Genomic DNA, 24,147 nt, shown 5'->3' with positions numbered 1-24,147 from the left:
CAGAAATGACTATAGCTTGATTGACCAACAACTGGATAAATCCGCGGGTCATCGAATGGGACCGAAGCCGCCGGAAAGAAAGACTAGTCGACTACCAGGCCCCGGCCTTCACCGCGCGCCAGCAGCACCGGGTGGATTTCGCCGAACCCGCGCACGTTTTCGGCGGGCTGCGGAACCAGGACAAAGCGTTCATCATGATCCAGGGCCGAAGCCGTCATGGAGTCGATCAGGACAGTTCCCGGATCGGCAAGGGTGGTCAGCCGGGCAGCCAGGTTGACCGTGGGCCCGTAAATGTCCCCCAGCCGGGAGAGGATCCTGCCCCAGACCATCGCAACCCTCGCTTCGGGGAGGATCTCATCCTCGGTGAAGGCCCGGGCCAGTGCCAATGAGATCTCGGCCCCCGCTGCAGGCGTCTCGGCGATGTAGAGGACTTCGTCGCCCACGGTCTTGACCAGACGGCCGCCGCCCACGGAGATGATCTCGGCGCATTTGTTCTCAAAGCGCTGGACCAGTCGGGCAAGGGTCTTTTCGTTCATGCGGCGCGAGAGGCTTGTATAGGACACGAGGTCGGCGAACCCGACGGCACGTGCCAGCGGCAGCGGCGCATCGTCTTCGTCGCCTTCCCGGCCCTCTTCACTGGCCTGCAGGCCCGCTTCGGCGCGGACGGCCAGCCGCTGGATGCCGGCGTTGAGCTGCCGCCGCCACGAGTAGACAAGCATGTGCTCCAGCGCGTCGAGCAGCGACGGCATTTCGTTGACCAGGCGTTTGCGGGCCACAGCGTCCGTGACGCCCTGCTCGTGGACCATGTCCTCAACCAGGGCTTCGATCTGCCACACCACCATCCGGTCAGTCATCTGACCGATGGCCCGGGTTACCGAGATTGCGGCCTCTTCGGTCAGGACTCCGGAGCGGACCAGGTCCACCACCGTGGACAGCGCGGCCTGGTCACGTTCGGTGAACGCAACGTCCTCGTCACCGAAATTCGGGAAGCCCAGCGCGCGCCACAGCTTCCGCGCAGACAGGAGCGACAACCCTGCGCCGGCAGCCACCTCACGGCGCCGCAGCCTGCGTTCGCCGCCCAGCAGCTTGGCCTCGAGCGCTTTGGCGGCCAGCCGTTCAGCAGACAGTGTGCCCGTTGGGGGGTGGGCACTTTCGGCTGCGCGGGCCGGCAGGTCGTGCTGGTCCTGCGGGTCCTCATCGTTCATCGTGTCCACCTTCTCTCAACTCCCACGGCAGTACGTCATCGGCATATTCCGGCAGTTCATCGGCCTCCGGATCCCTGCCCGCGGGCAGTTCGGCCATGGCATCCAGCACAAAATCCCGAAACCGTGCCGCTTCCGGGACATCCTGGATGGTCACCACGCTTTGGTATCCGGTTTCCAAGGATATATTCCCGGAGTGCAATATGCGCTGCCACACCGATTGGTGGACCGTCACGTTGCGTACCGAGCCGAGATTGACCTGTTCATCCCGGCGCCGCACCATGCCATAGCGGGCAACAATCCTCCGGCTGGTGAGTATGTAACGGGTCCCCTGCCAGCGCAGCAGAGGCGGCAGGCAATATGCCAACCATATCCACGCGGCAGTCAGGACGCATGCGAGTGCAATCCACGGCGCCCAATCCGCGGAGATGGCCGGCACCACCCGAGCGGCCTCGCCCCGCAGGGTCCAGGCGCTGGCGAAGGCGGCAGCGGCCGGTGCCGCGATGAAGGCTGCGGCCGGGCCTGCCAGTTTCCTCGGCTGCGGACGTGTGATCGTAATGACCTGTTCGCCCGGCACGAGGCCTTTACGCATAACCGCCTTCGGTGTCGTGGCCGGGCGGGGTCCAGGGACGCAGGTGCACAACATCACCGGCGGTCACCACGTGTTCCCGGGCGTCCTGATCCACCACGAGCAGGGAGCCGTATTCGTCCAGCCTGGTTGCATGCCCGATGATTTCGTGGTCTCCCGGCAGCTGCGCGCGTACTTGCCTGCCCAGCGTGACCATCACCGACTCCACCCGCTTGTGGAGGGAAGGTCCGCCTGCCAACCCGGCGGTGGGGTCGCCGTCGGCATTGCAGAAACTGCGGTAGAGCCGGGCAAAGTGTGCCAGGTAGCTCTTGAGCAGTTGGGTCCGGTCATCGGTCAGCGGCTGCTCAAGCGCGACGGAGGTGGCGGTGGGCACCGGCAGTTCTGCCGCCGTCAAGGACACGTTAAGGCCGGTCCCGAGGACAACAGCCGGCACTGAACCGTCACCCATGGGGCCCATCTGGGCCAGGATTCCGGCGATCTTGCGGCCGCGGACCAGGACATCGTTGGGCCACTTAAGCTCGGCGGGGATACCGGCCGTCTCCAACAGCGTCTCGCGGAGGGCCAGCGCGGCAAGCAACGACAGCCACGAATAGGTGTGGGTGGGCAAGGGCCTGCCCTCAGCGTTCATGGGCCGCAGGACGATGGAAACGGACACCGCACTCAGCGGCGGCGCCTCCCAGCTCCGGTCCAGCCTGCCCCGGGCCGCGGTCTGGTACTCGGCCGTCAGCACAGACAAGTCAGGCCACTCTTTTGGTTCAACGGTCACTGCCCGCAGGAGGTCCGCGTTGGTGGATCCGGTGGAGTCCACCACAACCATTTTCGCGATGCCGGTGGCGGCCAGGAAATCCGGGTCCGCCAGGGCCCCGCGGTTCAACGGAATTCCCGGGATTTGTGAGTCAGCCATGATTGAATCCTATCGACTCACGCGCCTCCGGCGGCTGTTCCGGCGAACACCCCCACGCACCTGACTCCGAGCAGCTGACGGGAAGGTGCTTTAGAGGAAGATGTCCGGCACGAGCTGATCCTCGGCTGCTCCGAGGCTGTAGGGCCGGAAGTCAGTGACTCCTGCCGCCGCCAGCACCTGCTCATCCGTGTAGAAGTTCCCGCTGGGGCCCGTTCCGCTGGCGGGCGCAGTGCCGGGCGAAGATCCGGCGCCGGATGTGCCGGCGGGATTGCCGCCGGTCAGGATCGCGTGGGCGGCATCAGCCATGATCTGCGGTCCACGGGCAGCCTGCACCATGGCCCGGCCGCCGGGCATATTCCGAATAGCGGCGGTGTCGATCAGCGTGCACGGCCAGAGGGAGTTGACCCTGATCCCGTCTGCCTTGAGTTCCTCAGCCAAGCCCAGGGTGGTCAGGCTCATGCCGTACTTGGCCATTGTGTAGGCAAGGTGCCTGCCGGCCCATTTCGGGTCCAGGTTCAGGGGCGGCGAGAGGGTCAGGATGTGGGCGTTGTCCGATTTACGCAGTGCCGGCAGGGCCAGCTTGGACAGCAGAAACGTCCCGCGGACGTTGATGTCCTGCATCAGGTCGTAGCGCTTCATCTCAACGTCGTCCGTAGTGGACAGATCGATTGCGGACGCGTTGTTCAGGACCACATCGATACCGCCGAAACGCTCGACGGCGGCAGCCACTGCGCCTGCCACGTCCTCGTCGCGGCGCACGTCCCCCACGATGGCAAGTGCCTGGCCGCCGGCGGCCTCTACCTGTTCCGCCGCACTGTGGACAGTGCCGGCGAGTGTGGCATGGGGCTCGCCGGTCTTGGCCAACAGGACCACGTTGGCGCCGTCCCGGGCAGCACGGGTGGCAATGGCCAGGCCGATGCCGCGGCTGCCACCGGACATCAATATGGTGCGGCCCCGAAGGGAGCCAGTGGGCTGGTACGGCGTGATGGCGGCGGACCTTGCGTCATTGCTGGAAGTCATGGGTTCCACTGTAGTCCAGAGATATTACCGGCCAGTAACATACGGCTTGATGGGCGGATGTGCCACAAAATTGTAGGGTTTCTACAGCCGTCCCCCGCAAAAGCGTCATTAGACTAGCCAGCAGGGTTCGTCCTTTGTGCGGAAGCTACTTAAATCCCAGCATTCGACCTGCCTGCCAGCACCGAGACGCAGCACCTTTTTGTTACAGCACCAATCTGCTACAGAGCCGGAGACACTTGATGAGCCACGACTTGACCACGACTGCGGGAAAAATCGCCGACTTCCGCGACCGCCAGGCCCGTGCAGAGCAGCCATCCGGCCCCGAAGCCATCGAGAAGCAGCATGCCCGCGGCAAGAACACCGCCCGCGAGCGCATCGACCTCCTCCTCGATGAGGGGTCTTTCGTGGAGCTTGATGCGCTGGCAGTGCACCGCTCCACCGCCTTCGGGATGGACAAGAAGAAGCCCCTCGGAGACGGCCTGGTTTCCGGGTACGGCACGGTGGACGGGCGCCCGGTAGCTGTCTACAGCCAGGATTTCTCCGTCTACGGCGGGTCCCTCAGCCAGGTCAACGGCGAAAAGATCGTCAAGGTCCAGGAATTCGCCCTGCGTAACGGCTGCCCGGTGGTGGGCATCCTCGACGGCGGCGGCGCCCGGATCCAGGAAGGCGTGGCCTCCCTGGCCATGTTCGCGGACATCTTCCGCAACAACGTCCACGCCTCCGGTGTGGTCCCCCAGATCTCCCTCATCATGGGACCGTCCGCCGGCGGTGCCGCATACTCCCCCGCGCTCACGGACTATGTGGTGATGGTGGACAAGACCTCGCACATGTTCATCACCGGCCCCGACGTCATCAAGACCGTCACGGGCGAAGACGTGGACATGGAAACGCTCGGCGGCGCACGGCAGCACAATGCCAACACAGGCACATCCACCTACCTTGCCTCCGACGAGGCCGACGCGATCGGGTTTGTCCGCGAACTGCTGGACTTCCTGCCGTCCAACAACCTTGCAGAGGCCCCGGTGCTGGAGCACCAGCAGGAACTGGAGCCCGACGACGACGACCTCGCCTTGGATGCCCTCGTGCCGGACTCCGCGAACCAGCCCTACGACATGCGGACCGTCATCGAGCAGATCGTGGATGACGCGCATTTCCTGGAGATGCAGTCCCTCTATGCCCCCAACGTGATCATCGGCTACGGCCGGGTAGAAGGACACACTGTGGGCATCGTCGCCAACCAGCCGCTGCAGTTCGCCGGCACGCTGGACATCGCCGCCTCCGAGAAGGCTGCCCGGTTCGTGCGGAACTGCGACGCGTTCAACATCCCCATCATCACCCTGGTGGACGTGCCGGGCTTCCTGCCCGGCAAGGACCAGGAGTTCCAGGGCATCATCCGCCGCGGCGCCAAGCTGCTTTACGCCTACGCGGAAGCCACCGTCCCCAAGCTGACCGTCATCACACGCAAGGCCTACGGCGGGGCGTACATCGTGATGGGCTCCAAGAAGCTCGGCGCGGACCTTAACCTCGCCTGGCCCACTGCCCAGATTGGCGTGATGGGCGCTCAGGGTGCGGTCAACATCCTCTACCGCCGGGAACTGGTGGCTGTTGCCGAGAGCGGCGGGGATGTTGAAGCCCGCCGCGCCGAGGTCATCCGGCAGTACGAAGAAGAGCTGTTGAACCCCTACCAGGCTGCGGAGCTTGGCTACGTGGACGCGGTCATTGCCCCGTCCGAAACCAGGATCCAGATCATCAGGGGGCTGCGCGCCCTGCGTGACAAGCGGGCCAGCCTGCCCGCCAAGAAGCACGGGAACATCCCGCTGTGACCCCCAACGATGGCCCCGGCGAAAACCCCGCCGCCGAAGCTGCCTCGCCACTGTTCTCCGTGGTCAAGGGCGAACCGTCCGCCGAGGAGCTCGCGGCGCTGACCGCCGTCGTGCTTTCCCTCGGTGTCACGGACGCGCCGGGCACCGGGAAGCCCAACCTCCGGCACTGGGTGCGCCGGCAACAGTTGCGACTCGCGCCTACGCCGGGTCCCGGCGAGTGGAGGCGAAGCCGGGGCTAAGCTCGTGGGGTGACTACCGAAGCCCTGTCTGCTGTCCGTCCGCCTTCCGCCATCGATGCTGTGGCGGATGCCTATACCGACACGCTCATCCGGTTAAATCCGTCCTTTGCCACGGAGCTCGGGCTGCCCGGCCACGAGACCGAGTACCCTGACTACTCCCCTGCCGGCATCGCCGTATTCGCGGCGGAGGCCACCAAGGCGCTGGCTGCGTTGGACGGTCTGGAACCCCAGGACGATGTGGACGCCGTCACGCTGGACGCCATGCGGGAGCGCCTGGGACTGCAGCTCGAAATCCACGAGTCCGGCTGGGACGAAGCAAACCTGAACAATATTTCCTCGCCCTCGCAGGACATCCGGTCCATTTTTGACCTGATGCCCACTGACACGGCCGGGCAATGGGAGCACATCGCCGGCCGTGCCCTGAATGTTCCGGGCGCTATCACGGGCTACATCGCTTCCCTGCGCCACGCCAAGGACTCGGGGAAAGTGTCGGCCGTACGCCAGGTCTCCGCCGTCATCGAACAGGCCACCAAGTATGCCGCTGAGGACGGCTTCTTCGCGAAGCTGGCCGCCGGCGCCCGGATTGCTGACGGTCCGCTTGAAACCGCAGCGCAGGAGAAGCTCGACGCCGGTGCTGCCGCCGCGCGCGGCGCCTACCAACAGCTCGCCGACTTCCTCCGCGGTGAGCTGCTGCCCGTGGCACCGGAGAAGGACGCCGTAGGCCGCGAGCGCTACGCACTGGCATCGCGTTCCTTCCTGGGTGCCGCCGTCGACCTCGAAGAGACCTACGCGTGGGGCGTCCAGGAACTGGACCGGCTCATCACCGAGCAGGAAAAGGTGGCGTCCATCATCAAGCCGGGGGCCGGCATCGAGGAGGCGAAGGACGTCCTCAACAACGATCCCGCGCGCCAGCTCAAGGGCACTGAAGCCCTCAAGGCCTGGATGCAGCAACTCTCCGACAAAGCCGTTGCCGACCTTGCCGGGGTGCACTTCGAGATCCCCGACGTCATGAAGAAGCTCGAATGCCTGATCGCCCCCACCGACGAGGGCGGCATCTATTACACCGGCCCCTCCGACGACTTCAGCCGGCCAGGCAGGATGTGGTGGTCCGTCCCCGCCGGTGAAGACACATTCACCACCTGGGCTGAAACCACCACCGTCTTCCACGAGGGCGTCCCCGGCCACCACCTCCAGGTAGCCACCGCCACCTACCGGCGGGAACTGCTCAACAAGTGGCGGCGGAACGTCTGCTGGACCTCCGGGCATGGCGAAGGCTGGGCCCTGTACGCCGAAAAGCTCATGCAGGAACTCGGCTACCTGTCCGACCCGGGCGACAACATGGGCATGCTGGACATGCAGCGGATGCGCGCGGCACGGGTGGTGTTCGACATTGGTGTCCACCTAGAACTTGACGTCCCTGAACGCTGGGGCACCGGCGCGTGGACGCCGGACAAGGGCTACAGCTTCCTCAAGGAAAACCTGGCCATCAGCGAAGGCCAGCTCAACTTCGAATTCACCCGCTACCTCGGCTGGCCCGGCCAGGCCCCGTCCTACAAGGTGGGGCAGCGCCTTTGGGAACAGATCCGCGCCGACCTCGAAGCCAGGCCAGGCTTCGATCTCAAGGCCTTCCACACCAAGGCCCTGAACATCGGCTCGGTTGGCCTGGACACGCTCCGCCGGGCACTGCTGGACTAGAGATCCTCGCCACATCCGGCGCGGGAATAACTTCACAATTGGCTTGTCGTATGCCGGTTTTGCGCGGATCTGTGCCTGTGGTGGGAATTGTAGCCACGTAACATTTCTCAACATCCGTTGGGCGTGGTAATTCATGCGGACCTAGCGTGTTCGGGTGAGCACTCAAACCCGCATCCCCGAATCCTCAGGAAAGACCGGCTTCCAGCTGCCCAAGTGGGCTGGCTCGTTCGGTTTCCAGATCATCGCCGCCCTCATCCTGGGCCTTGGCCTCGGCCTGCTGGCCAAGTACACGGGCAGCACGAAGACAGAGCCCAACGGCCTCGGCGCCACGCTGCAGACCATCGGCTCCAGCTACATCTCGCTGCTGCAGACCGCCGTGGTCCCGTTGATTTTCACGGCGGTGGTCAGCTCCATCTCGAACCTGCGCCAGGTCTCCAACGCCGCCAAGCTGGCTTGGAACACCCTGCTTTGGTTCGCCATCACGTCGCTGATCGCGGTCCTGATCGGCATCGGGCTTGGGGTGCTCCTGCAGCCCGGCGCCAACACCGGCATCACTCAGGAAGCCAAGTACGCCGGCAAAACCGGCGACTGGTGGTCTTTCCTGATTGGCCTGTTCCCCAAGAACTTCCTCGGCCTCGGCGCCAGCTCCACCGTGACCGAGAGCGCCAACGCCGCTACGACCGTCAGCACCTCCGTCAGCTTCAACGTGCTCCAGATCCTGGTCATTGCCATCGCCGTGGGCGTCGCCGCCCTCAAGGTCGGCAAGGCCGCTGAGCCCTTCCTGAACCTCAACGCCTCCGCTCTGGCCGTTATCCAGAAGGTCCTGTGGTGGATCATCCGGATCGCGCCCATCGGCACCGTCGGTCTGATCGGCAACGCCGTGGCCGTCTACGGCTGGGACACCATCGGCGCGCTCGGCAAGTTCACGGTCGCCATCTACGTTGGCCTGGCCCTGGTGATGTTTGTTGTCTACCCGGTTCTGATCCGCACCCACGGGCTCTCCGTCAAGCAGTACTTCTCCGGCGTTTGGCCGGCAGTGCAGCTGGCCTTTGTGTCCCGCTCGTCCATCGGAACCCTGCCGCTGACCCAGCGGGTCACCGAACGCAACCTGGGCGTTCCGCGTGCGTACGCCTCCTTCGCCGTACCCTTGGGCGCCACCACTAAGATGGACGGCTGCGCCGCGATCTACCCGGCCATCTCGGCAATCTTCGTAGCCCAGTTCTTCGGCGTCCAACTGGACTTCAGCCACTACGTGCTGATCGCGCTCGTGTCTGTCCTGGGCTCCGCAGCGACCGCGGGCACCACCGGCGCCGTGGTGATGCTCACCCTGACGCTCTCCACGCTGGGACTGCCGCTTGCCGGCGTCGGCCTCCTGCTGGCCGTCGATCCCATCCTGGACATGGGCCGCACCGCGCTCAACGTGGCTGGCCAGGCGCTCGTCCCGGCCATCGTGTCCAAGCGCCAGGGGATCCTTGACGAGACGCTCTACAACGCACCTCGCAACGGCAACCCCTTCGCTGACGACACCGAGTCCGACGCCGGCTCCGCCACCGCGGATCCTTCCACTGCCGCCCGGGGTACTGACCCGGCTGGCGCCGGACGGGAACTGGCCGACTCAAAGGCCTGACGCAGCCGCCTCAAGAGTGCATAACGAAGAAGTCCCCGGGAACTTGACTGTTCCGGGGACTTCTTCTTTTTGTGGCTCCTTTGCTCCGTGGCCTGCGGGTTAGCGGCCGCCGCCGCCGATCACTCCGTTCTGCACCGCCTTGGTGACAGCGTCCGCCTCAGCCTGGGTCAGCTTGCCGTCAGTAACGGCCTTGTTCAGGCGGGTCTTCAGTTCCGCGGCATGTTCCGCCTGCTCAGCGGTACGCAGCTCCTCCAGCGCCGCCGTCACCTTAGCCTCATCGATACCCAGCGATGCTGCGAGTGACTTGGCGAGCTCCGCCTGCATGGCTGCCGGGTCAGGCCGGGTTCCGTCAGCCGGCGTGCCTTTCTCCGTACCTGCCGCGGGCTTGTTGGCGTCGCGGAAGGCCTTCAAGGCATCGGTCAGCTTGGTCTGGTCCACGCCCAGTTTCGTGGCCAGTTCAGTTGCGTCGTCGCCGCCGAAACCGAAGCCGCCGTGGCCGCCGTGGCCGCCCCGGCCGCCCTTGCCTTCGGTCGGAGCGGTGCTGGTGCTGCCGTCCGCGGAGGTGCTTGAGCTGGCGCTGGGGGTGGGGGCCGGCGTCGTGGTTGCAGAGGCCATCCCGGCCACCCCGATTCCGGCTCCCAGGGCGAGGGCCGTAGCCGTCAGGCCCAGCGTAATTTTCCTAGTGCGTGCCATTTGTTTCTCCTGAATCTGCCGTCCCTGACGGCTGGTCATCTTCTCCCTGTCGGGACTCTTCCAGTCTTGGGCCGCAGGATCAGTTCCAGCTGTTGGGAACCTTTCATCTTCCTGTGAATGAATTTGCGCGGCGTGCAAACTTGCACGTAGTGTAATTTCGTGACAGAAACCCTTTCGCGGCGTGAACTCAACAAGGCCGTCACGCGCCAGGCAATCACCGATGCTGCCTTGATGCTGCTGCGCAGCAACGGCCCGGGGAACTTCACGGTGGAGGACATTGCCGAGCTGGCAGGCATCTCGCGGCGGACCTTCTTTAACTACTTCGGCAGCATCGAAGCGGCCCTGGCCGCGGTAACGAACGGATTCCTGGACAGCGCCCTGCAGCAGTTCAGGCAGCGCCCGGCCAACGAGCCCATCCTCGAATCCGCGCGCGCGGCCCTGATGCAACTGGCGGACCCCATGACCGTGGCCCCGCTGGCTGAGCTCTTCACCCTGACCCAGGAGAACGCGCTCCTTTCCCGCTCCGAACTCGAAGCCTGGGACCACTGCACAGAGCAGATCATCAATGCGGCGCGGCAACGCTTCGCCGGAACCCCCGGCGCCGCCGTCGATGAGCTCTACCTGCGTGCCCTCGCCGGATCCGTCATCTCCTGCGGCAAGGCGGCCATGGATGTGTGGTTTGCCCGTTGCGGCGCCGACCTTTCCCCCGACTCGCTCGCCGTCCTGCGCCAACTGCTGATTGATGCCATGGGCCACCTCGGCTCCGGCTTCGGCAGTCCGGGCACCCCTGCTCCCGTTACTGCACCCACCCTCCTCAAAGAACGGCTCTGACATGGCCCCGCTGCTCTACCGCCTCGGCAAGTTCTCCTACCGCCACAGATGGCTGGTCATCTCACTCTGGCTCGCCGTTTTGGTGGCGGTCGGCGGCTCAGCTGCCGCCTTCCACGGCACGCTCTCCAATAATTTCCAGATTCCGGGCACGGAGACCCAGCGCATCGCGGACAAGTTGAAGCAGGAACTGCCGGCGGCCTCAGGCGGCTCCGCAACGATCGTGTTCGAAGCCCCCGCCGGCGGCTTCACCAACGAGAGCCGAGCGGCCGTCACAGCCGCCCTCACCAAACTCGGCGAACTCCCGGACGTCAAGGCCACCACCGATCCTTTCGCCACCCAGGCGCAGCTGGACCAGGCCGGACAGGCCATCACCGACGGCGGCCAGCAGCTTGCTGCAGGCCAAGCCAAGCTGGACGCCTCACGGACCCAGCTCGACGCCGGTGCAGCGCAGCTGAGTGCCGCAGAGGAGCAGCTAACGGCCGCGGGTGCGCCCGCCGCCGTCGTCGAGGCACGGCTGGGACAGCAGAAGGCTGCCCTGGCCCAAGGGCAGGAACAGCTTGCTGCGGGCACGCAGGAACTCGAAGCCGCCAAGGCGAAACTGGAGCTCGGCAAGCGGCAGGCCGAGGCCTCAACCGGGATCCGTTTCGTTTCCTCGGACGGCCAGGCCGCGGTGGCGCAGGTTCAATTCACCACCTCCATCAACGCCCTTACCCCTGCTGTGCGGCAGCAGGTCCAGGACATCGCGCATGAAACGGCGGCCGCCGGCGTCACAGCACTGGCCAGCAAGGAAATCACCGAAGACATCTCCGAGCTCTTCGGCACGGCAGAAATCATCGGCATCGCAGTGGCCGCCCTCGTCCTGATCCTGATGCTCGGCACACTGGTCGCCGCCGGGCTGCCGCTGCTGATGGCCGTGATCGGTGTCGGCGTGGGCGTGGGCATCACGTTTGCCCTGTCCGGTGCGTTCGACATGAGCTCCATCTCCCCCATGCTGGCCCTGATGCTTGGCCTGGCCGTGGGCATCGACTACTCCCTCTTCATCGTCAACCGGCACCGGACCCAACTGCTCACCGGCATGGATCCTGAGGAATCCGTGGCGCGCGCCACGGGAACATCCGGCAACGCCGTGCTTTTTGCCGGCCTGACCGTCATCATCGCCCTGGCCGCCCTGGTGGTGCCGGGCCTGCCCTTCCTGAGCGTCATGGGCCTGGCCGCCGCCGGCACCGTGGCGGTGGCCGTCCTGGTTGCCCTCTCACTCACGCCGGCAATGCTGTCCCTGATCGGGCGGCGCATCATTTCCCGGCGGGCCTGGGCCAAAGCCGAGGCCCACAATGCGGAGTCCGGCCACGAGGCAGCTGACCAGGCCAAGGACGAAGCCAAGAGCACCCGCGGCTGGGGAGGCCTGGTCACGAGGCACCCCATCGTGGCCCTCGTCGCGGGTGTACTCCTGCTGGGCAGCCTGGCCCTGCCGGCCGCGCAGCTTCAGCTCGCCCTGCCCGACGGCGGCGCCGAGCCGGTGGACTCCGAGGCCTACCAGGCCTATGACGTAACGGCCCGCAGCTTCGGCGAAGGCGTCACCGGCCCCATCGTGGTGGTGGGCGAGTTCCCTGCCAACCTGGACGTAACCCAGGCCCAGAAACTGCAGTACGACGTCGCCGACCTGATCCGGGGCGTGGACAATGTGGTGGCCGCCGTTCCGGTGGCACTCAGTGAGGACCGCCGCACCGCCGTTTTCCAGGTCATCCCAGAGGAAGGCCCGGCCAAGGCCGGTACCGTGCAGGTGGTCAGTGAGCTCCGCGAACGCGGTGCGCAGATCCAGGCCGAAACGGGAGTCACCATCGGGCTAACCGGTCAGACCGCCGGCAACATCGATGTCTCCACGAAGCTCGGTGACGCCCTGCCGCCCTACCTGGCGATCGTCGTCGGACTTTCCCTGCTCCTCCTCTTGCTTGTTTTCCGCTCGATCGTGGTTCCCCTGCTGGCAACCGGCGGCTTCCTGCTGTCATTGGCGGCCGCATTCGGCCTCGTGGTGGCCGTCTACCAGTGGGGCTGGCTGGGAGCCGTGTTCGACGTCGCCAACCCCGGCGCGGTGCTGAGCTTCCTGCCGATCATCCTGATCGGCGTGCTATTCGGCCTGGCGATGGACTACCAGGTGTTCATCGCCAGCGGCATGCGGGAGGCGTACATGCATGGCGCACCAGCGAAAAAGGCTGTGCGGATCGGCTTCAGCCATGCCGCCGCTGTGGTGACCGCCGCCGCCATCATCATGGTCAGTGTGTTCGCCGGGTTTATCTTCAGCCACCTGACCATGGTCCGGCCCCTGGGCTTCGCCATGGCATTCGGGGTGCTGCTGGACGCCTTTGTGGTCCGGATGACCATTGTGCCGGCCGTGATGTACCTGCTCGGTGAAAAGACCTGGTGGCTGCCGACGTGGCTGGACCGGATCCTGCCGGATGTGGACGTCGAGGGCGCCAAGCTCGAACGCCGCGAAAACACGCCGCAGGAGCTCGCCCAGCCGGTCCACTAGGCTGAATCCGTGACCCGCTTAATCCTGGCCTCCCAGTCCCCCGCCCGCACCAAACTCCTCGCCGACGCCGGCATTCAGCACTCGGTGCTCGTCTCCGATGTTGACGAGGACGCAGTCCAGGCCCGCTACGGGGTCACGGATCCGCACGATACCGCCCTGCTGCTGGCGCGGGCCAAGGCTGAGGCCGTGGCCGCGCTGCCGGAGGCGGAGGGTGCGCTGGTCATCGGCTGCGACTCGGTGTTTGAGTTCGACGGCGAGGCGCACGGGAAGCCGTACACCGCCGAGGTCGCCCGCGAACGGATGCTCCGGATGAGCGGCAACAGCGGGGTGCTGCACACCGGACATTGGCTGGTGGACTGCCGCGCGGTGGCGGCGGACAGCACGGGCGAAGCGTCCGACGACGGCGCAGCGTCCGACGGCGGCATAACGGCGCCGGGATCCGGCGCCACCCTCGGGGCGGTCACCTCCGCCGAGGTCCACTTCACGGACATGGAACTGGAGGAGATCGACGCCTACATCGCCACCGGGGAACCGCTCCACTGCGCCGGCTCGTTCACTATCGACGGCTTCGGCGGGGCGTTCATCCGGAAGGTGGACGGGGACCCGCACACCGTCGTCGGCCTTTCCATTTCGACGCTCCGGGCCCTTCTGGGCCAGGCCAACGTCCGCATCACGGAGCTTTGGCCCGCGCCATAATCGCCTCGATTGCTCGGACGTTTGTAGGTTCCCTACAAAGCAATGCCGGTTTACACGCGGAATCCGCAAGTAATATCGGCGGAACCCTCAAAATCGCGCTAGGCTCCCTGAAGGAAAGAAGGAGACGCCTTGTCAGCAATTTTGGAGCAGTCCGCAAGTCCCGTGCAGTCGAACCTCACCAAGGTGCTGATCGCCAACCGCGGCGAAATCGCAGTGCGGATCATCCGCGCGGCACGTGATGAAGGCATTGCCTCCGTGGCCGTCTACGCCGATCCTGACCGGGACGCGCTGCATGTCCGGCTCGCAGACGAGGCCTACTCCCTGGGTGGCAACACCGCCGCTGAGTCCTACCTGGTGATGGACAAAATCATCGACGCTGCCCGCCAGTCCGGTGCCGACGCCATCCACCCGGGCTACGGATTCCTCGCCGAAAACGCTGAGTTCGCAGCCAAGGTCATTGAAGCGGGCATCACCTGGATCGGCCCCTCCCCCGATGCCATCTCCGCCCTCGGCGACAAGGTCCAGGCCCGCCACATCGCCGAAAAGGTGGGTGCACCCCAGGTTCCCGGCACCGCCGACCCGGTGCAGTCAGCCGAGGAAATCCTTGAATTCGTGGACAAGTTCGGACTGCCGGTGGCCATCAAGGCTGCCTTCGGCGGCGGCGGCCGCGGCATCAAGGTGGCCCGCACCCGCGAGGAAATTCCGGAACTGTTTGAATCTGCCGTCCGGGAAGCCACAGCCGCCTTCGGCCGCGGCGAATGCTTCATCGAGCGTTTCCTGGACGCCCCCCGCCATGTGGAAACCCAGTGCCTCGCGGACGCCCATGGCAACGTGGTGGTGGTCTCCACCCGCGACTGCTCCCTGCAGCGCCGCAACCAGAAGCTCGTGGAAGAGGCCCCTGCCCCCTTCCTCACCGAAGAGCAGAACCGCCGACTGTACGAATCCTCCAAGGCCATCCTGAAGGAAGCCGGGTACCTCGGCGCAGGCACCTGCGAATTCCTGGTGGGCCAGGACGGCACCATCTCCTTCCTGGAGGTCAACACCCGGCTCCAGGTGGAGCACTGTGTTTCCGAAGAGGTCACCGGCATCGACCTGGTCCGCGAGCAGTTCCGCCTGGCCCGCGGTGAAGAACTGGGCTACGGCGACCCCGAAGTACGCGGCCACTCCATCGAGTTCCGCATCACCGGCGAGGACCCGGGCCGGAACTTCATGCCGGCCCCGGGAACCATCACCACCCTGAAGAACCCCACAGGCCCCGGAATCCGGGTTGACTCCGGCGTGGAGCAGGGCGACATCATCAGCGGCAACTTCGACTCCATGCTCTCCAAGCTGATCGTCACCGGCGCCACCCGCACCCAGGCCCTGCAGCGCTCACGCCGGGCCCTGGAGGAGATGGTGGTGGAAGGCATCCCCACGGTCATCCCCTTCGACCTGGCCGTGGTCACCAACCCCGATTTCGCCCCCGCCGACGGCCCCTTCAAGGTCCACACCCGCTGGATCGAGACCGAATTCGTCAACAACCTTCCCGCCTGGTCCCCCGACGGAACAGGGGCGTCCGCTGAAGACGCCGGTGAGCGCCAGCGCGTCGTGGTCGAGGTAGGCGGCAAACGCCTCGAAGTGGTCCTGCCGGCCTCCCTTGGATCCATCGGCACGGGTTCCGGCGGCGGCGCGAAGGCCGGCAAGTCCAAGAAACGCATCCGCTCAGGCGGCGCGGCGGCAGCCGCCACCGGCGACTCACTGACGTCCCCGATGCAGGGCACCATCGTCAAGGTGGCCGTGGCCAACGGCGACGTTGTGGTCGAAGGCGACCTGATCGTGGTGCTCGAAGCCATGAAGATGGAACAGCCCCTGACCGCGCACCGTTCCGGAACCATTAGCGGCCTGGGTGCCGCAGCCGGTGAAACGATCGCGGCCGGCGCCGTCATCGCCAGCATCGAAGACTAGAAGCGCCGGAGGCACCCCATGCTCGCACCCAGTTTTGAAGAAGAAGTTGCCCGTTACCACCTGGCCGTTCCGGAGATCACCCGCGGCAACCCCGGCCCGGTCAAGGACCTGTATTCAAGGCTCGACGACGTCACCCTGGCTAATCCTTTCGGCGGCATTGCCCGTGGCTGGGCCCAGGTGGAAGCACGCCTGGACCAGGCCTCCAGACAGTTCCAGGACGGCGAGATGCTGGGGTTCGATACCATCACGTCCTACACCGCACGGGACACCGCCTACCTGGTGGAGACCGAACATTTCCGGGCCCGGCTGGAGGGTGCATCGCTCACGGAGGAGTTCGCGCTCCGGGTGACCAGTGTTTTCCGCCGTGAGGAAGGCTACTGGAAGCTGATCCACCGGCACGCCGACCCCGCCGCCCGTCCGCAGTCCCGGCGGTCCCTGGCCCAGTCCGCGGGTGAACCTGCCGGGCACTGAGGCGCTGCCCTGTCGTTGGTGCTCTGGCGTTCATCAGGGCGCCGCGGGCAGACTTAGCGTGTGAAACCTTTCCTGCTCCTCGCCTCCCGGGCCGAAGATGCGGCCGCCGAGGACGAGTACGCCGCCTACTTGAGGTACGGCGGGCTGGCACCGGAACAGGTCCATCGCATCCGGCTGGAGGCCGCTCCCCTGCCGGAGCTGGACCTGGCGGAGTACGCCGGCGTGATTGTGGGTGGCAGCCCCTTCACGTCCAGCGATCCCGGGGACCAGAAAAGTCCCACCCAGCATCGCGTGGAGCGGGAGCTTGCCGGGCTGCTTGACCGGATCGTGGACCAGGACTTCCCCTTCCTTGGCGCCTGCTACGGGGTGGGGACGCTGGGAACGCATCAGGGTGCGGTGATTGACAGGACGTTCGGCGAACCCCTGGGCGGCGTGGAGATCGAACTGACCGACGCCGGCATCGCAGACCCGGTGTTGCGCGGGATGCCGCGCCGGTTCACTGCCTTCACCGGCCACAAGGAGGCCTGCACCACGCTGCCTTCCCACGCCGTGCTGCTCGCATCCTCACAGGCCTGCCCGGTCCAGATGTTCCGGATCAAGCAGAACCTGTATGCCACCCAGTTCCATCCCGAACTGGATGTTGAAGGCCTGGTCACACGGATCGACATCTACCGCCATGCCGGTTACTTTCCGCCGGAGTCCGCGGAGGAGCTGATGGCATCCGCCCGCGGATTCACCGTGACCGAACCCATGACCATCCTGAAGAATTTCGTGGCCCGCTACGCAGGGTGAGCCTTCGGACGGGCGGCGGGCGCCGCCGTCGTGCGTTCCCACTTGATTGGCCCCGGAGACAGGAATGCCCGGCACGCTCCCTGGAAACCAGGGAACACGCCGGGCAGATCTGTCAGCAACCGGGCCGGACAGAACGACGCCGGAGCGTCAGGCCACGTTGTTCTCGTAGTCCACGTCGCGGGTTTCCTTACTCACAAAGAGGGCGAACAGCGTCAGGACCGACATCACGGTGAGGTAAACGCCCACCAGCACGGGGCTGCCCTTCGCCATTTCCCACAGCCAGACGGCCACGAACGGTGCCACCGCTGCGCCCAGGATGCTGGAGAAGTTGTAGGCGATGGCCGAACCGGTGTACCGGACGTTGGTGGGAAAGAGCTCCGGCAGGATAGCTCCCATGGGTCCGAAGGTCAGCCCCATCAGTGAGAAACCGATGATCAGCAGGGCCATGGTGCCCGCGAAGCCGCCGCTGAAGAGCGGGACCCACAGCAGACCGAAGACGAAGATGCCGGCTGTCACTGCAAGCAGCATTTTGCGGCGGCCATACTTCTCGGCAAGCGGTCCGGAGACCAGGGTGAAGATGCCGAAGAAGACGACGCCGGCAATCAGCATCCAGAGGAAGTCGTTGCGGGTGAAGCCCAGTCCGGGAACGAACGCTGCGGCTGCGGCCTCAGACATGGGCTTGCCGGCCTTTTCTGCGGCTGCCTTGGCGGTGTCCAGGCTCGAGGCACGGGTGCCGTAGGTCAGCGTGAACGTGGTCATCAGGTAGAAGAGCACGTAGGTGGCGAGCATGATGAACGTGCCCAGGATGAGCTGGCGCCAGCTGGTTTTGAAGACGCGGGCCAGGGGCAGCTTGGCAACCTCTTTGGATTCGAGGACCTTGGTGAAGGCAGGCGTCTCGATCAGCTTCAGACGGACGTACAGGCCGATGATTACCATGACGGCGCTGACCAGGAACGGCACACGCCAGCCCCATGCCATGAAGGCGGCCGGTGACAGGGCATAGCTGAAGACCAGGAAGATGACGTTGGCGATGATGAAGCCAATGGGTGCGCCGAGCTGCGGGAACGTGCCGTAGATGGCGCGCTTGTTGGCGGGGGCGTTTTCGGTGGCCAGCAGGGCCGCGCCGCTCCACTCGCCGCCGAGGGCCAGGCCCTGGGCGAAGCGCATCACCACGAGGAGGGCCGGAGCCCAGAACTCCCAGCCCGGAACGAGCGCCGTGGGCAGGCAGCCGATGAGGAAGGTGGCAATACCCATGGTCAGCAGTGAGGCCACCAGGGTGCCCTTGCGGCCAAACTTGTCACCGAAGTGGCCAAAGACGATGGATCCCAGCGGGCGGGCGACGAACGCCACGCCGAACACAGCGAAGGAGCTCAGCAGCTGGGTTGTCTCGTTCTGGTTGGGGAAGAACAGCGCCGGAAAGACCAGCACAGCGGCGGTCGCGTACACGTAGAAGTCGTAGAACTCCACGGTAGTGCCGATCAGGCTGGCCACGATCACGCGCCCGCGCGAGTTCACCGCCTTGGGCGAACCTGGCTCCGCGGTGGTTTGTTTGGATGACATTTGAACACTTTCCTGAGAACCGGCCTGGCGTGGTGCGGCCAGGCTTGAGTAGTTAGAGTTCAATATTAGTTCCCACCGTCCAGTCAATGGACAAGAGTCCCAGAATATGGACATGTGGGCTTCGTCTCACTGAGTGGTCCTCACGCCGCCTCACACGGCTTTGGGGACGCAGATAGGCAAATGTCACAGCGCGTTAACACAGCGCGACCGTCCGCGAAACGCGCCGTCCTTAGCGTGGAGGAACAACATTCCCCCAAGGAGGCACGCCGTGACTGCTGACCGCACCACAGACATTCGCTCCACCCGAACAACAGCCGCCCCGGCCCTGGAATTCCTCCCCGGCCGCTGGATCGCCAACTGGGACGCCGAAAACAAAGAGCAGTGGGAAGCCACGGGCCGCACCATCGCCCGGCGCAACCTGAACTGGTCCATCTTCGCCGAGTTCCTCGGTTTCGTGGTCTGGCAGCTCTGGTCCATCGTGGTGGTCCAGCTGCCGGCAGCCGGCTTCACCTTCACCACATCGGAAATCTTCTGGCTGATCTCGATGCCCAGCCTGGTGGGCGCCACGCTCCGGATCCCCTACACCTTCATGGTTCCCCGCTTCGGCGGCCGGAACTGGACCATCGTGTCCGCCCTGCTGCTCCTGATCCCCGCCGTCGGGTTGGGACTCTGCGTCTCCAACCCCGAAACCCCGTTCGGCGTCATGCTCCTGGTGGCAGCCCTGGCCGGCTTCGGCGGTGGAAACTTCGCCAGCTCCATGGCCAACATCACCTTCTTCTATCCGGCCCGCGAAAAGGGCTGGGCACTGGGCCTGAACGCCGCCGGCGGCAACATGGGTGCCGCCGTCGCACAGCTCGCCGTGCCCATTGTCATCACCCTGCTGGCCGCAGGCACCGTCAACCTGCCGCTGGCAGGCTGGATGTGGGTTCCGTTCATCCTTCTGGCCGCCTACGGCGCCTTCAAGTACATGAACAACCTCACCAGCGCCAAGGGTGACGTGGCCGGTTCGGTCGCGGCGCTGAAGGAACCCCACCTGTGGGTCATGGCGCTGCTGTACATCGGCACCTTCGGTTCGTTCATCGGCTTCGCCGGCGTCTTCCCGAAACTCATCAAGGACTACTTCCCGGCATTCTCCTCCATCGGAGTCGGCACCGTGGCTCTTTCGCTGGCCTTCCTCGGCCCGCTGGTCGGTTCCCTGGCCCGCCCCTACGGCGGCCGGATGGCTGACCGGATGGGCGGCGCCCGGATGACCGTGGCCGCGTTCGCCTCCATGGCCGTCATTACCCTGACCATGATCTGGACCCTGCCGCTGAAGAACTTCTGGCTCTTCCTGATCCTGTTCCTGATGCTCTTCACCGCCAGCGGCTTCGGAAACGGCGCAACCTACCGCATGATCCCGGTCATCTTCGCCACCTCCAGCCGGGCTGCCCGGAACGGTGCCGACTCGGTGGCCACCCAGCGGCTCGCCTCCTCCGCCCTCGGCCTCATCTCGGCCATCGGCGCCTACGGCGGGTTCGTGATCCCGCAGGTGCTGAACGCGTCCAACACGGCCAGCGGCTCCTACACCCCGGCTTTCTACGGATTCGTCGGCGCCTACGTCCTGATGCTGGCGGTCTGCTGGTTCTGCTACATCCGCAACGCCAACCGAAACGCGATGGGACACGTCTAACATGACCAAAAGCGCCGACACGCACTGCCCCTACTGCGCCCTGCAGTGCGCCATGACGCTCACGTCTCCAGCGGGACTGGCCCCGGCTTCCGAGCCGGGGCCAGCGCCCGTGGCCGCCGAAACGGCTGCGCCGGAAACCTTCGAGTCACCGCTCCTCGAAGTAAGCGGCCGCGACTTTCCCACCAACCGCGGCGGCCTGTGCCGGAAGGGCTGGACCTCGGCCACGCTCCTGAACCACCCGGGACGCGTCACCGAGCCCCTCCTGAAGGGCGCAGACGGCGTCCACCGGCCCATCGGCTGGGACCAGGCCCTGGCCGTGGTGACCACCGCCGTCAAGGACACGCAGGCACGCCACGGGAGGGACGCCGTCGGCGTTTTCGGCGGCGGCGGCCTCACCAACGAGAAGGCCTACATGCTGGGCAAGTTCGCCCGGCTGGCCCTCGGCACCTCCCGCATCGACTACAACGGCCGGTTTTGCATGTCCTCCGCCGCGGCCGCCGGGATGCGGGCCTTCGGCGTTGACCGTGGCCTGCCGTTCCCGCTCACGGACCTGGACACCGCCAGCACCATCCTGATGCTGGGCTCCAACGTTGCCGAAACCATGCCGCCGTTTGTCCAGCATCTCAAGGGCGCCCGCGACGCCGGCGGGCTGATCGTCGTCGATCCCCGCCGCTCCGCAACGGCAAACTTCACGGCCGACGGCGGCGGACTCCACCTCCAGCCCCTGCCGGGCACCGACCTCACCCTCCTGCTGGGCCTCTCGCACGTGCTCATCCACGAAGGCCTGGCAGACGAAGACTTCATCGCGGCACGCACCACCGGCTACGCGGCTGTGGCCCGCAGCGTCAGCGCCTTCTGGCCCGAGCGCGTCCAGTCCATCACCGGCGTCCCGGCGGAGCTCATCCGGGAGACTGCCCGACGGCTGGCCGACGGCGCCCGCAAGGGCGGCAGCTACATCCTCACCGGCCGCGGCGTGGAACAGCACGTGGACGGCACCGACACGGCCACCGCAGCCATCAACCTGAGCCTGCTCCTGGGCCTGCCGGGCTCCAACCGCAGCGGCTACGGCACCCTCACCGGCCAGGGCAACGGACAGGGCGGGCGTGAGCACGGCCAGAAGGCGGACCAGCTCCCCGGCTACCGCAAGATCACCGACCCCGCCGCCCGCGCCCACGTGGCCGGGGTCTGGGGCGTTCCGGAGGAAACCATCCCCGGCCCCGGCCTTCCCGCCGTCCAGCTGCTGAAGTCACTGGGACAGCCCGACGGCGTCCGGTGCCTTTTTGTGCACGCCTCCAACATCGCGGTGGCCTCCCCCGACGCGAACGCCGTCATTGCCGGGCTCCGCAGCCTGGACTTCCTGGTGGTCTGCGACTTCTTTATGTCCGAGACCGCGGCCGAGGCCGACCTCATCCTCCCCGTACTGCAGTGGGCCGAAGAAGAGGGCACACTCACCAATCTCGAGGGACGCGTCCTGCGCCGCCGCCGGGCCATCCAGCCGCCCGCAGGGGCCCGCAGCGAACTGTGGATCATGGCCCGGCTGGCCGAGTCCCTCAATGCTCCCTCCACCTACAGCGAGGACCCGGAAACTGTCTTCGAAGAGCTGCGGCTCGCTTCCGCCGGCGGGTTGGCCGACTACTCGGGCATCGACTACGCCATGCTGGACCGTGGCGAGGCAGCCTACTGGCCGTACCCCGCAGGTAGTACCGGTACGCCGCGGCTCTTCCTGGACACTTTTGCGCACCCCGGCGGGAAGGCGGTCATGACCCCGGTGACGCCGCGCCGCCGTCGTACGCCTGCTGCTAACCCTGATCTGGCCGCCAAAACCATGACCCTCATCACCGGCCGCCTGCTGGAGCACTACCAGTCCGGCGCCCAGACCCGGCGGGTCGCCGAGCTCCTGGCCACACAGCCCGAGGCGAAGGTGCAGATGCATCCGGCCGCCGCAGCCGCCATGGGCATCACCGAGGGCGCCTTTGTGTCGGTGGCGAACGAGCGAGGCGAAGTGGTCTGCCGGGCCGAGCTCAGCACCGCGATCCGCCCGGAAACGGTGTTCCTGCCGTTCCATTTCCCGGAACTCGAGAGCGCCAACCGGCTCACGGAAGCCGCCACGGACCCCGTCTCCGGGATGCCCGAATTCAAGTTCAACAAGGTCTGGGTGCGGGCGGCCGCACCCGCCGGACGTCAGCACAGCGTTCTTCAAACAGCGGAGGCCTCATGAGTGAGCAGATTGTCATAGTAGGTTTTGGCCCGGTCGCCGCCCGCCTGGTCGATGAACTGATGCCTGCGGTCCGCGACGGGCATGTGCGCCTGACCGTGGTGGGCGAGGAAGCAGAGGCCGCCTATAACCGCGTCCTGGTCGCCGACCTGGGCGTGGGGCGCACCACCGCGGATGCCCTGGCGCTTTCGGATGCGGCCGCCCTGATCGCCGACGGCGTGGACGTGCGCCTGGGCGTACGGGTCCGTCGGGTGGACCGGGCCCGCCAGCAGGTGCTGCTCACCGACGGCTCGTCGGCCCACTACGAGCGCCTTGTCTTTGCCACGGGTTCGCGTCCGGTCATTCCCAACCTCACCGGCATCAACCCGGACCCGGCCTCCCCCGTCCTGCCGGCCGGCGTGACGGCGCTCCGCGACTTGCGCGACGCTTCGGTTTTGCGAGCAGCGGTCGACGGCGGCAAGCGCGTGGTGGTGCTCGGCGGCGGTGTCCTGGGCCTGGAGACGGCCCTCGCCGCAGCGGAGGAAGGCGCCACCGTCACGGTGGTCCACAACGGCCCGCACCCCCTGGGCCGCAACATCGACCGCGGCGGCGGTGCGGTCCTCGCGGCCAGCCTGCGCCGGTGCGGCGTCCGGATGGCAGGCAACGCCCGCTCCACCGGAGTGGAGCACAACGCGCCCGACGGCGGCTTCTCGGCACTCCTGCTCGCTGACGGTTCCGCGATCGACGGGGACCTCCTGGTCCTGTCGTGCGGCGTCCGGCCGCGGACCGAGCTCGCCGAGGGCTGCGGCCTGTCCACCGGCACCGGCATCCTGGTGGACCACCGGCTCCGTGCGCACCACGAGCCGCACATCTTCGCCATCGGCGACTGCGCCGAGGTGCGCTGCCCGGACCCTGGCTGCAACGAGTGCCGCACCGCTAGGGGCCCCTCCGGGCTGGTGGGCCCGGGCTGGCGGCAGGCAGAATGGCTGGCCGAATACCTGACGCTGCTGGCCACCGGCACGCAGGACGAAGCCGACGCGCTGGCGGAACTGGCCCAGGAGCAGGCCGGCGTCATTGTCCTCAAGGCCCGTGGCATGAACATGGCAGTGGCCGGGAACAACGCCGCGGATCCGTGGGACGAGGAAGCCCTGACGGCCGGCGCCGTCAACGGCCGCCCCCGCCTGCAGATCGCCCAGTGGGCGGACCCCGAGCACGGCCGCTACGTCAAGATGACCACCCGCGGCGGGGTGCTGGAAGGCCTGGTAGCGGTGGGCATGCCGCGGACCGCTGCCGAGCTGGTGGGCCTGTTCGAACGCGGTGCGGAACTTCCGGCGGACAGGTCCCTGCTGCTTCGGCTCGACGGCCCGGACCAGCTGGCGTCCTCGGGACCGGTCGATCCAGCAGGCACGGTGTGCCGCTGCGCCGGAGTCAGCGGCGCCAAGATCCAGGGCGTCGTGGAGGGCGGCTGCTCCACCGTGGCCGACGTATCCAAGGCAACCCGCGCCGGCACCGGCTGCGGCGGCTGCCACGAGGACATCAAGGGCATGATCGAGAAACACTTCCAGGCGGCCCCCGCCGCCTAAGCTGTGCTGAAGACCGGAAGCCCTGAGATTGCTCAGACACAGCCCAGAAACGCTACGAGCGCTTGGAACACATGTGCCGGTCTACCCC

At 66.4% G+C, this 24,147-nt stretch carries 19 protein-coding genes; 13 read left to right on the top strand and 6 right to left on the bottom strand.

The window, feature by feature from the left end:
* Positions 1–83: 83 nt before the first annotated feature.
* The 4 genes from AC1MCD_RS06555 to AC1MCD_RS06540 form a co-directional block, all read right to left on the bottom strand.
* The gene (locus AC1MCD_RS06555) at positions 84–1,205 is read right to left on the bottom strand and encodes an adenylate/guanylate cyclase domain-containing protein (RefSeq protein ID WP_498676971.1); all 1,122 of its coding nucleotides are present in this window, start codon (positions 1,203–1,205) and stop codon (positions 84–86) included.
* Complete coding sequence (locus tag AC1MCD_RS06550; RefSeq protein ID WP_498676969.1) at positions 1,195–1,794, bottom strand: PH domain-containing protein; 600 nt, start codon at positions 1,792–1,794, stop codon at positions 1,195–1,197. The genes AC1MCD_RS06555 and AC1MCD_RS06550 overlap by 11 nt, the downstream gene beginning before the upstream one ends.
* Complete coding sequence (locus AC1MCD_RS06545; protein ID WP_498676967.1) at positions 1,787–2,695, bottom strand: biotin--[acetyl-CoA-carboxylase] ligase; 909 nt, start codon at positions 2,693–2,695, stop codon at positions 1,787–1,789. Before AC1MCD_RS06545 ends, AC1MCD_RS06550 begins: the two co-directional genes overlap by 8 nt.
* Positions 2,696–2,785: 90 nt before the next feature.
* Positions 2,786–3,715: an SDR family oxidoreductase gene (locus tag AC1MCD_RS06540; protein ID WP_498676965.1), complete on the bottom strand. Its 930-nt coding sequence runs from the start codon at positions 3,713–3,715 to the stop codon at positions 2,786–2,788.
* Between the two features lie 239 nt (positions 3,716–3,954).
* Between AC1MCD_RS06540 and AC1MCD_RS06535 the strand changes: the two genes are divergently transcribed.
* The 4 genes from AC1MCD_RS06535 (at position 3,955) to AC1MCD_RS06520 (ending at position 9,099) form a co-directional block, all read left to right on the top strand.
* On the top strand, positions 3,955–5,538 hold the full coding sequence (locus tag AC1MCD_RS06535; RefSeq protein WP_498676963.1) for an acyl-CoA carboxylase subunit beta: 1,584 nt from the start codon (positions 3,955–3,957) through the stop codon (positions 5,536–5,538).
* Positions 5,535–5,777 carry an acyl-CoA carboxylase subunit epsilon gene (locus AC1MCD_RS06530; protein ID WP_498676961.1) on the top strand — a complete coding sequence of 81 codons (243 nt, stop codon included), beginning with the start codon at positions 5,535–5,537 and terminating at the stop codon, positions 5,775–5,777. The genes AC1MCD_RS06535 and AC1MCD_RS06530 overlap by 4 nt, the downstream gene beginning before the upstream one ends.
* A 9-nt stretch (positions 5,778–5,786) precedes the next feature.
* Positions 5,787–7,472 (top strand): DUF885 domain-containing protein, encoded by a 1,686-nt coding sequence (locus tag AC1MCD_RS06525; RefSeq protein WP_498676960.1) that lies wholly within the window; start codon positions 5,787–5,789, stop codon positions 7,470–7,472.
* A 154-nt stretch (positions 7,473–7,626) separates the two neighbouring features.
* Complete coding sequence (locus AC1MCD_RS06520) at positions 7,627–9,099, top strand: dicarboxylate/amino acid:cation symporter (protein ID WP_498676958.1); 1,473 nt, start codon at positions 7,627–7,629, stop codon at positions 9,097–9,099.
* Between the two features lie 99 nt (positions 9,100–9,198).
* On the opposite strand, the gene AC1MCD_RS06515 is transcribed toward AC1MCD_RS06520, so the two are convergent.
* Positions 9,199–9,792 (bottom strand): hypothetical protein, encoded by a 594-nt coding sequence (locus tag AC1MCD_RS06515; protein WP_498676956.1) that lies wholly within the window; start codon positions 9,790–9,792, stop codon positions 9,199–9,201.
* Between the two features lie 231 nt (positions 9,793–10,023).
* On the opposite strand from AC1MCD_RS06515, the gene AC1MCD_RS06510 reads away from it, so the two are divergent.
* From AC1MCD_RS06510 to AC1MCD_RS06485, 6 genes are all read left to right on the top strand, one after another.
* On the top strand, positions 10,024–10,623 hold the full coding sequence (locus AC1MCD_RS06510; RefSeq protein ID WP_498678215.1) for a TetR/AcrR family transcriptional regulator: 600 nt from the start codon (positions 10,024–10,026) through the stop codon (positions 10,621–10,623).
* A 1-nt stretch (position 10,624) separates the two neighbouring features.
* Positions 10,625–13,150 carry an MMPL family transporter gene (locus AC1MCD_RS06505; RefSeq protein WP_498676954.1) on the top strand — a complete coding sequence of 842 codons (2,526 nt, stop codon included), beginning with the start codon at positions 10,625–10,627 and terminating at the stop codon, positions 13,148–13,150.
* A 9-nt stretch (positions 13,151–13,159) separates the two neighbouring features.
* On the top strand, positions 13,160–13,846 hold the full coding sequence (locus AC1MCD_RS06500; RefSeq protein ID WP_498676952.1) for a Maf family protein: 687 nt from the start codon (positions 13,160–13,162) through the stop codon (positions 13,844–13,846).
* Positions 13,847–13,975: 129 nt separating this feature from the next.
* Entirely contained in the window at positions 13,976–15,790 is a 1,815-nt protein-coding gene (locus AC1MCD_RS06495) for an acetyl/propionyl/methylcrotonyl-CoA carboxylase subunit alpha (RefSeq protein WP_498676950.1), read from the top strand.
* Positions 15,791–15,808: 18 nt separating this feature from the next.
* Positions 15,809–16,261 carry a YybH family protein gene (locus tag AC1MCD_RS06490; RefSeq protein ID WP_498676948.1) on the top strand — a complete coding sequence of 151 codons (453 nt, stop codon included), beginning with the start codon at positions 15,809–15,811 and terminating at the stop codon, positions 16,259–16,261.
* Positions 16,262–16,321: 60 nt separating this feature from the next.
* Positions 16,322–17,053, top strand: coding sequence for a glutamine amidotransferase (locus tag AC1MCD_RS06485; protein ID WP_498676944.1), 732 nt, complete (start codon positions 16,322–16,324; stop codon positions 17,051–17,053).
* Positions 17,054–17,200: 147 nt separating this feature from the next.
* On the opposite strand, the gene AC1MCD_RS06480 is transcribed toward AC1MCD_RS06485, so the two are convergent.
* The gene (locus AC1MCD_RS06480) at positions 17,201–18,613 is read right to left on the bottom strand and encodes an MFS transporter (RefSeq protein ID WP_498676942.1); all 1,413 of its coding nucleotides are present in this window, start codon (positions 18,611–18,613) and stop codon (positions 17,201–17,203) included.
* Positions 18,614–18,881: 268 nt separating this feature from the next.
* Between AC1MCD_RS06480 and AC1MCD_RS06475 the strand changes: the two genes are divergently transcribed.
* The 3 genes from AC1MCD_RS06475 to AC1MCD_RS06465 are packed head-to-tail and all read left to right on the top strand — an operon-like array spanning position 18,882 to position 24,059.
* Entirely contained in the window at positions 18,882–20,282 is a 1,401-nt protein-coding gene (locus tag AC1MCD_RS06475) for an MFS transporter (RefSeq protein ID WP_498676941.1), read from the top strand.
* Between the two features lies 1 nt (position 20,283).
* Complete coding sequence (locus AC1MCD_RS06470) at positions 20,284–22,500, top strand: molybdopterin oxidoreductase family protein (protein WP_498676939.1); 2,217 nt, start codon at positions 20,284–20,286, stop codon at positions 22,498–22,500.
* A complete protein-coding gene (locus AC1MCD_RS06465; protein ID WP_498676936.1) occupies positions 22,497–24,059 on the top strand; it encodes an FAD-dependent oxidoreductase in 1,563 nt (520 codons plus the stop codon). Before AC1MCD_RS06470 ends, AC1MCD_RS06465 begins: the two co-directional genes overlap by 4 nt.
* The last annotated feature ends 88 nt before the right edge of the window (positions 24,060–24,147 follow it).

The sequence above is a fragment of the Arthrobacter sp. BF1 genome, from assembly GCF_056680215.1.
The sequence above is the reverse complement of the archived record's forward strand: the minus strand, read 5'-3'. Positions and strand labels throughout refer to the sequence as shown.

Coding starts and splice junctions, on each gene's coding strand:
- AC1MCD_RS06555 (WP_498676971.1), bottom strand. CDS start 1,205: ATGAACGATGAGGACCCGCAGGACCAGCACGACCTGCCGGCCCGCGCA.
- AC1MCD_RS06550 (WP_498676969.1), bottom strand. CDS start 1,794: ATGCGTAAAGGCCTCGTGCCGGGCGAACAGGTCATTACGATCACACGT.
- AC1MCD_RS06545 (WP_498676967.1), bottom strand. CDS start 2,695: ATGGCTGACTCACAAATCCCGGGAATTCCGTTGAACCGCGGGGCCCTG.
- AC1MCD_RS06540 (WP_498676965.1), bottom strand. CDS start 3,715: ATGACTTCCAGCAATGACGCAAGGTCCGCCGCCATCACGCCGTACCAG.
- AC1MCD_RS06535 (WP_498676963.1), top strand. CDS start 3,955: ATGAGCCACGACTTGACCACGACTGCGGGAAAAATCGCCGACTTCCGC.
- AC1MCD_RS06515 (WP_498676956.1), bottom strand. CDS start 9,792: ATGGCACGCACTAGGAAAATTACGCTGGGCCTGACGGCTACGGCCCTC.
- AC1MCD_RS06510 (WP_498678215.1), top strand. CDS start 10,024: ATGCTGCTGCGCAGCAACGGCCCGGGGAACTTCACGGTGGAGGACATT.
- AC1MCD_RS06505 (WP_498676954.1), top strand. CDS start 10,625: ATGGCCCCGCTGCTCTACCGCCTCGGCAAGTTCTCCTACCGCCACAGA.
- AC1MCD_RS06490 (WP_498676948.1), top strand. CDS start 15,809: ATGCTCGCACCCAGTTTTGAAGAAGAAGTTGCCCGTTACCACCTGGCC.
- AC1MCD_RS06480 (WP_498676942.1), bottom strand. CDS start 18,613: ATGTCATCCAAACAAACCACCGCGGAGCCAGGTTCGCCCAAGGCGGTG.
- AC1MCD_RS06470 (WP_498676939.1), top strand. CDS start 20,284: ATGACCAAAAGCGCCGACACGCACTGCCCCTACTGCGCCCTGCAGTGC.
- AC1MCD_RS06465 (WP_498676936.1), top strand. CDS start 22,497: ATGAGTGAGCAGATTGTCATAGTAGGTTTTGGCCCGGTCGCCGCCCGC.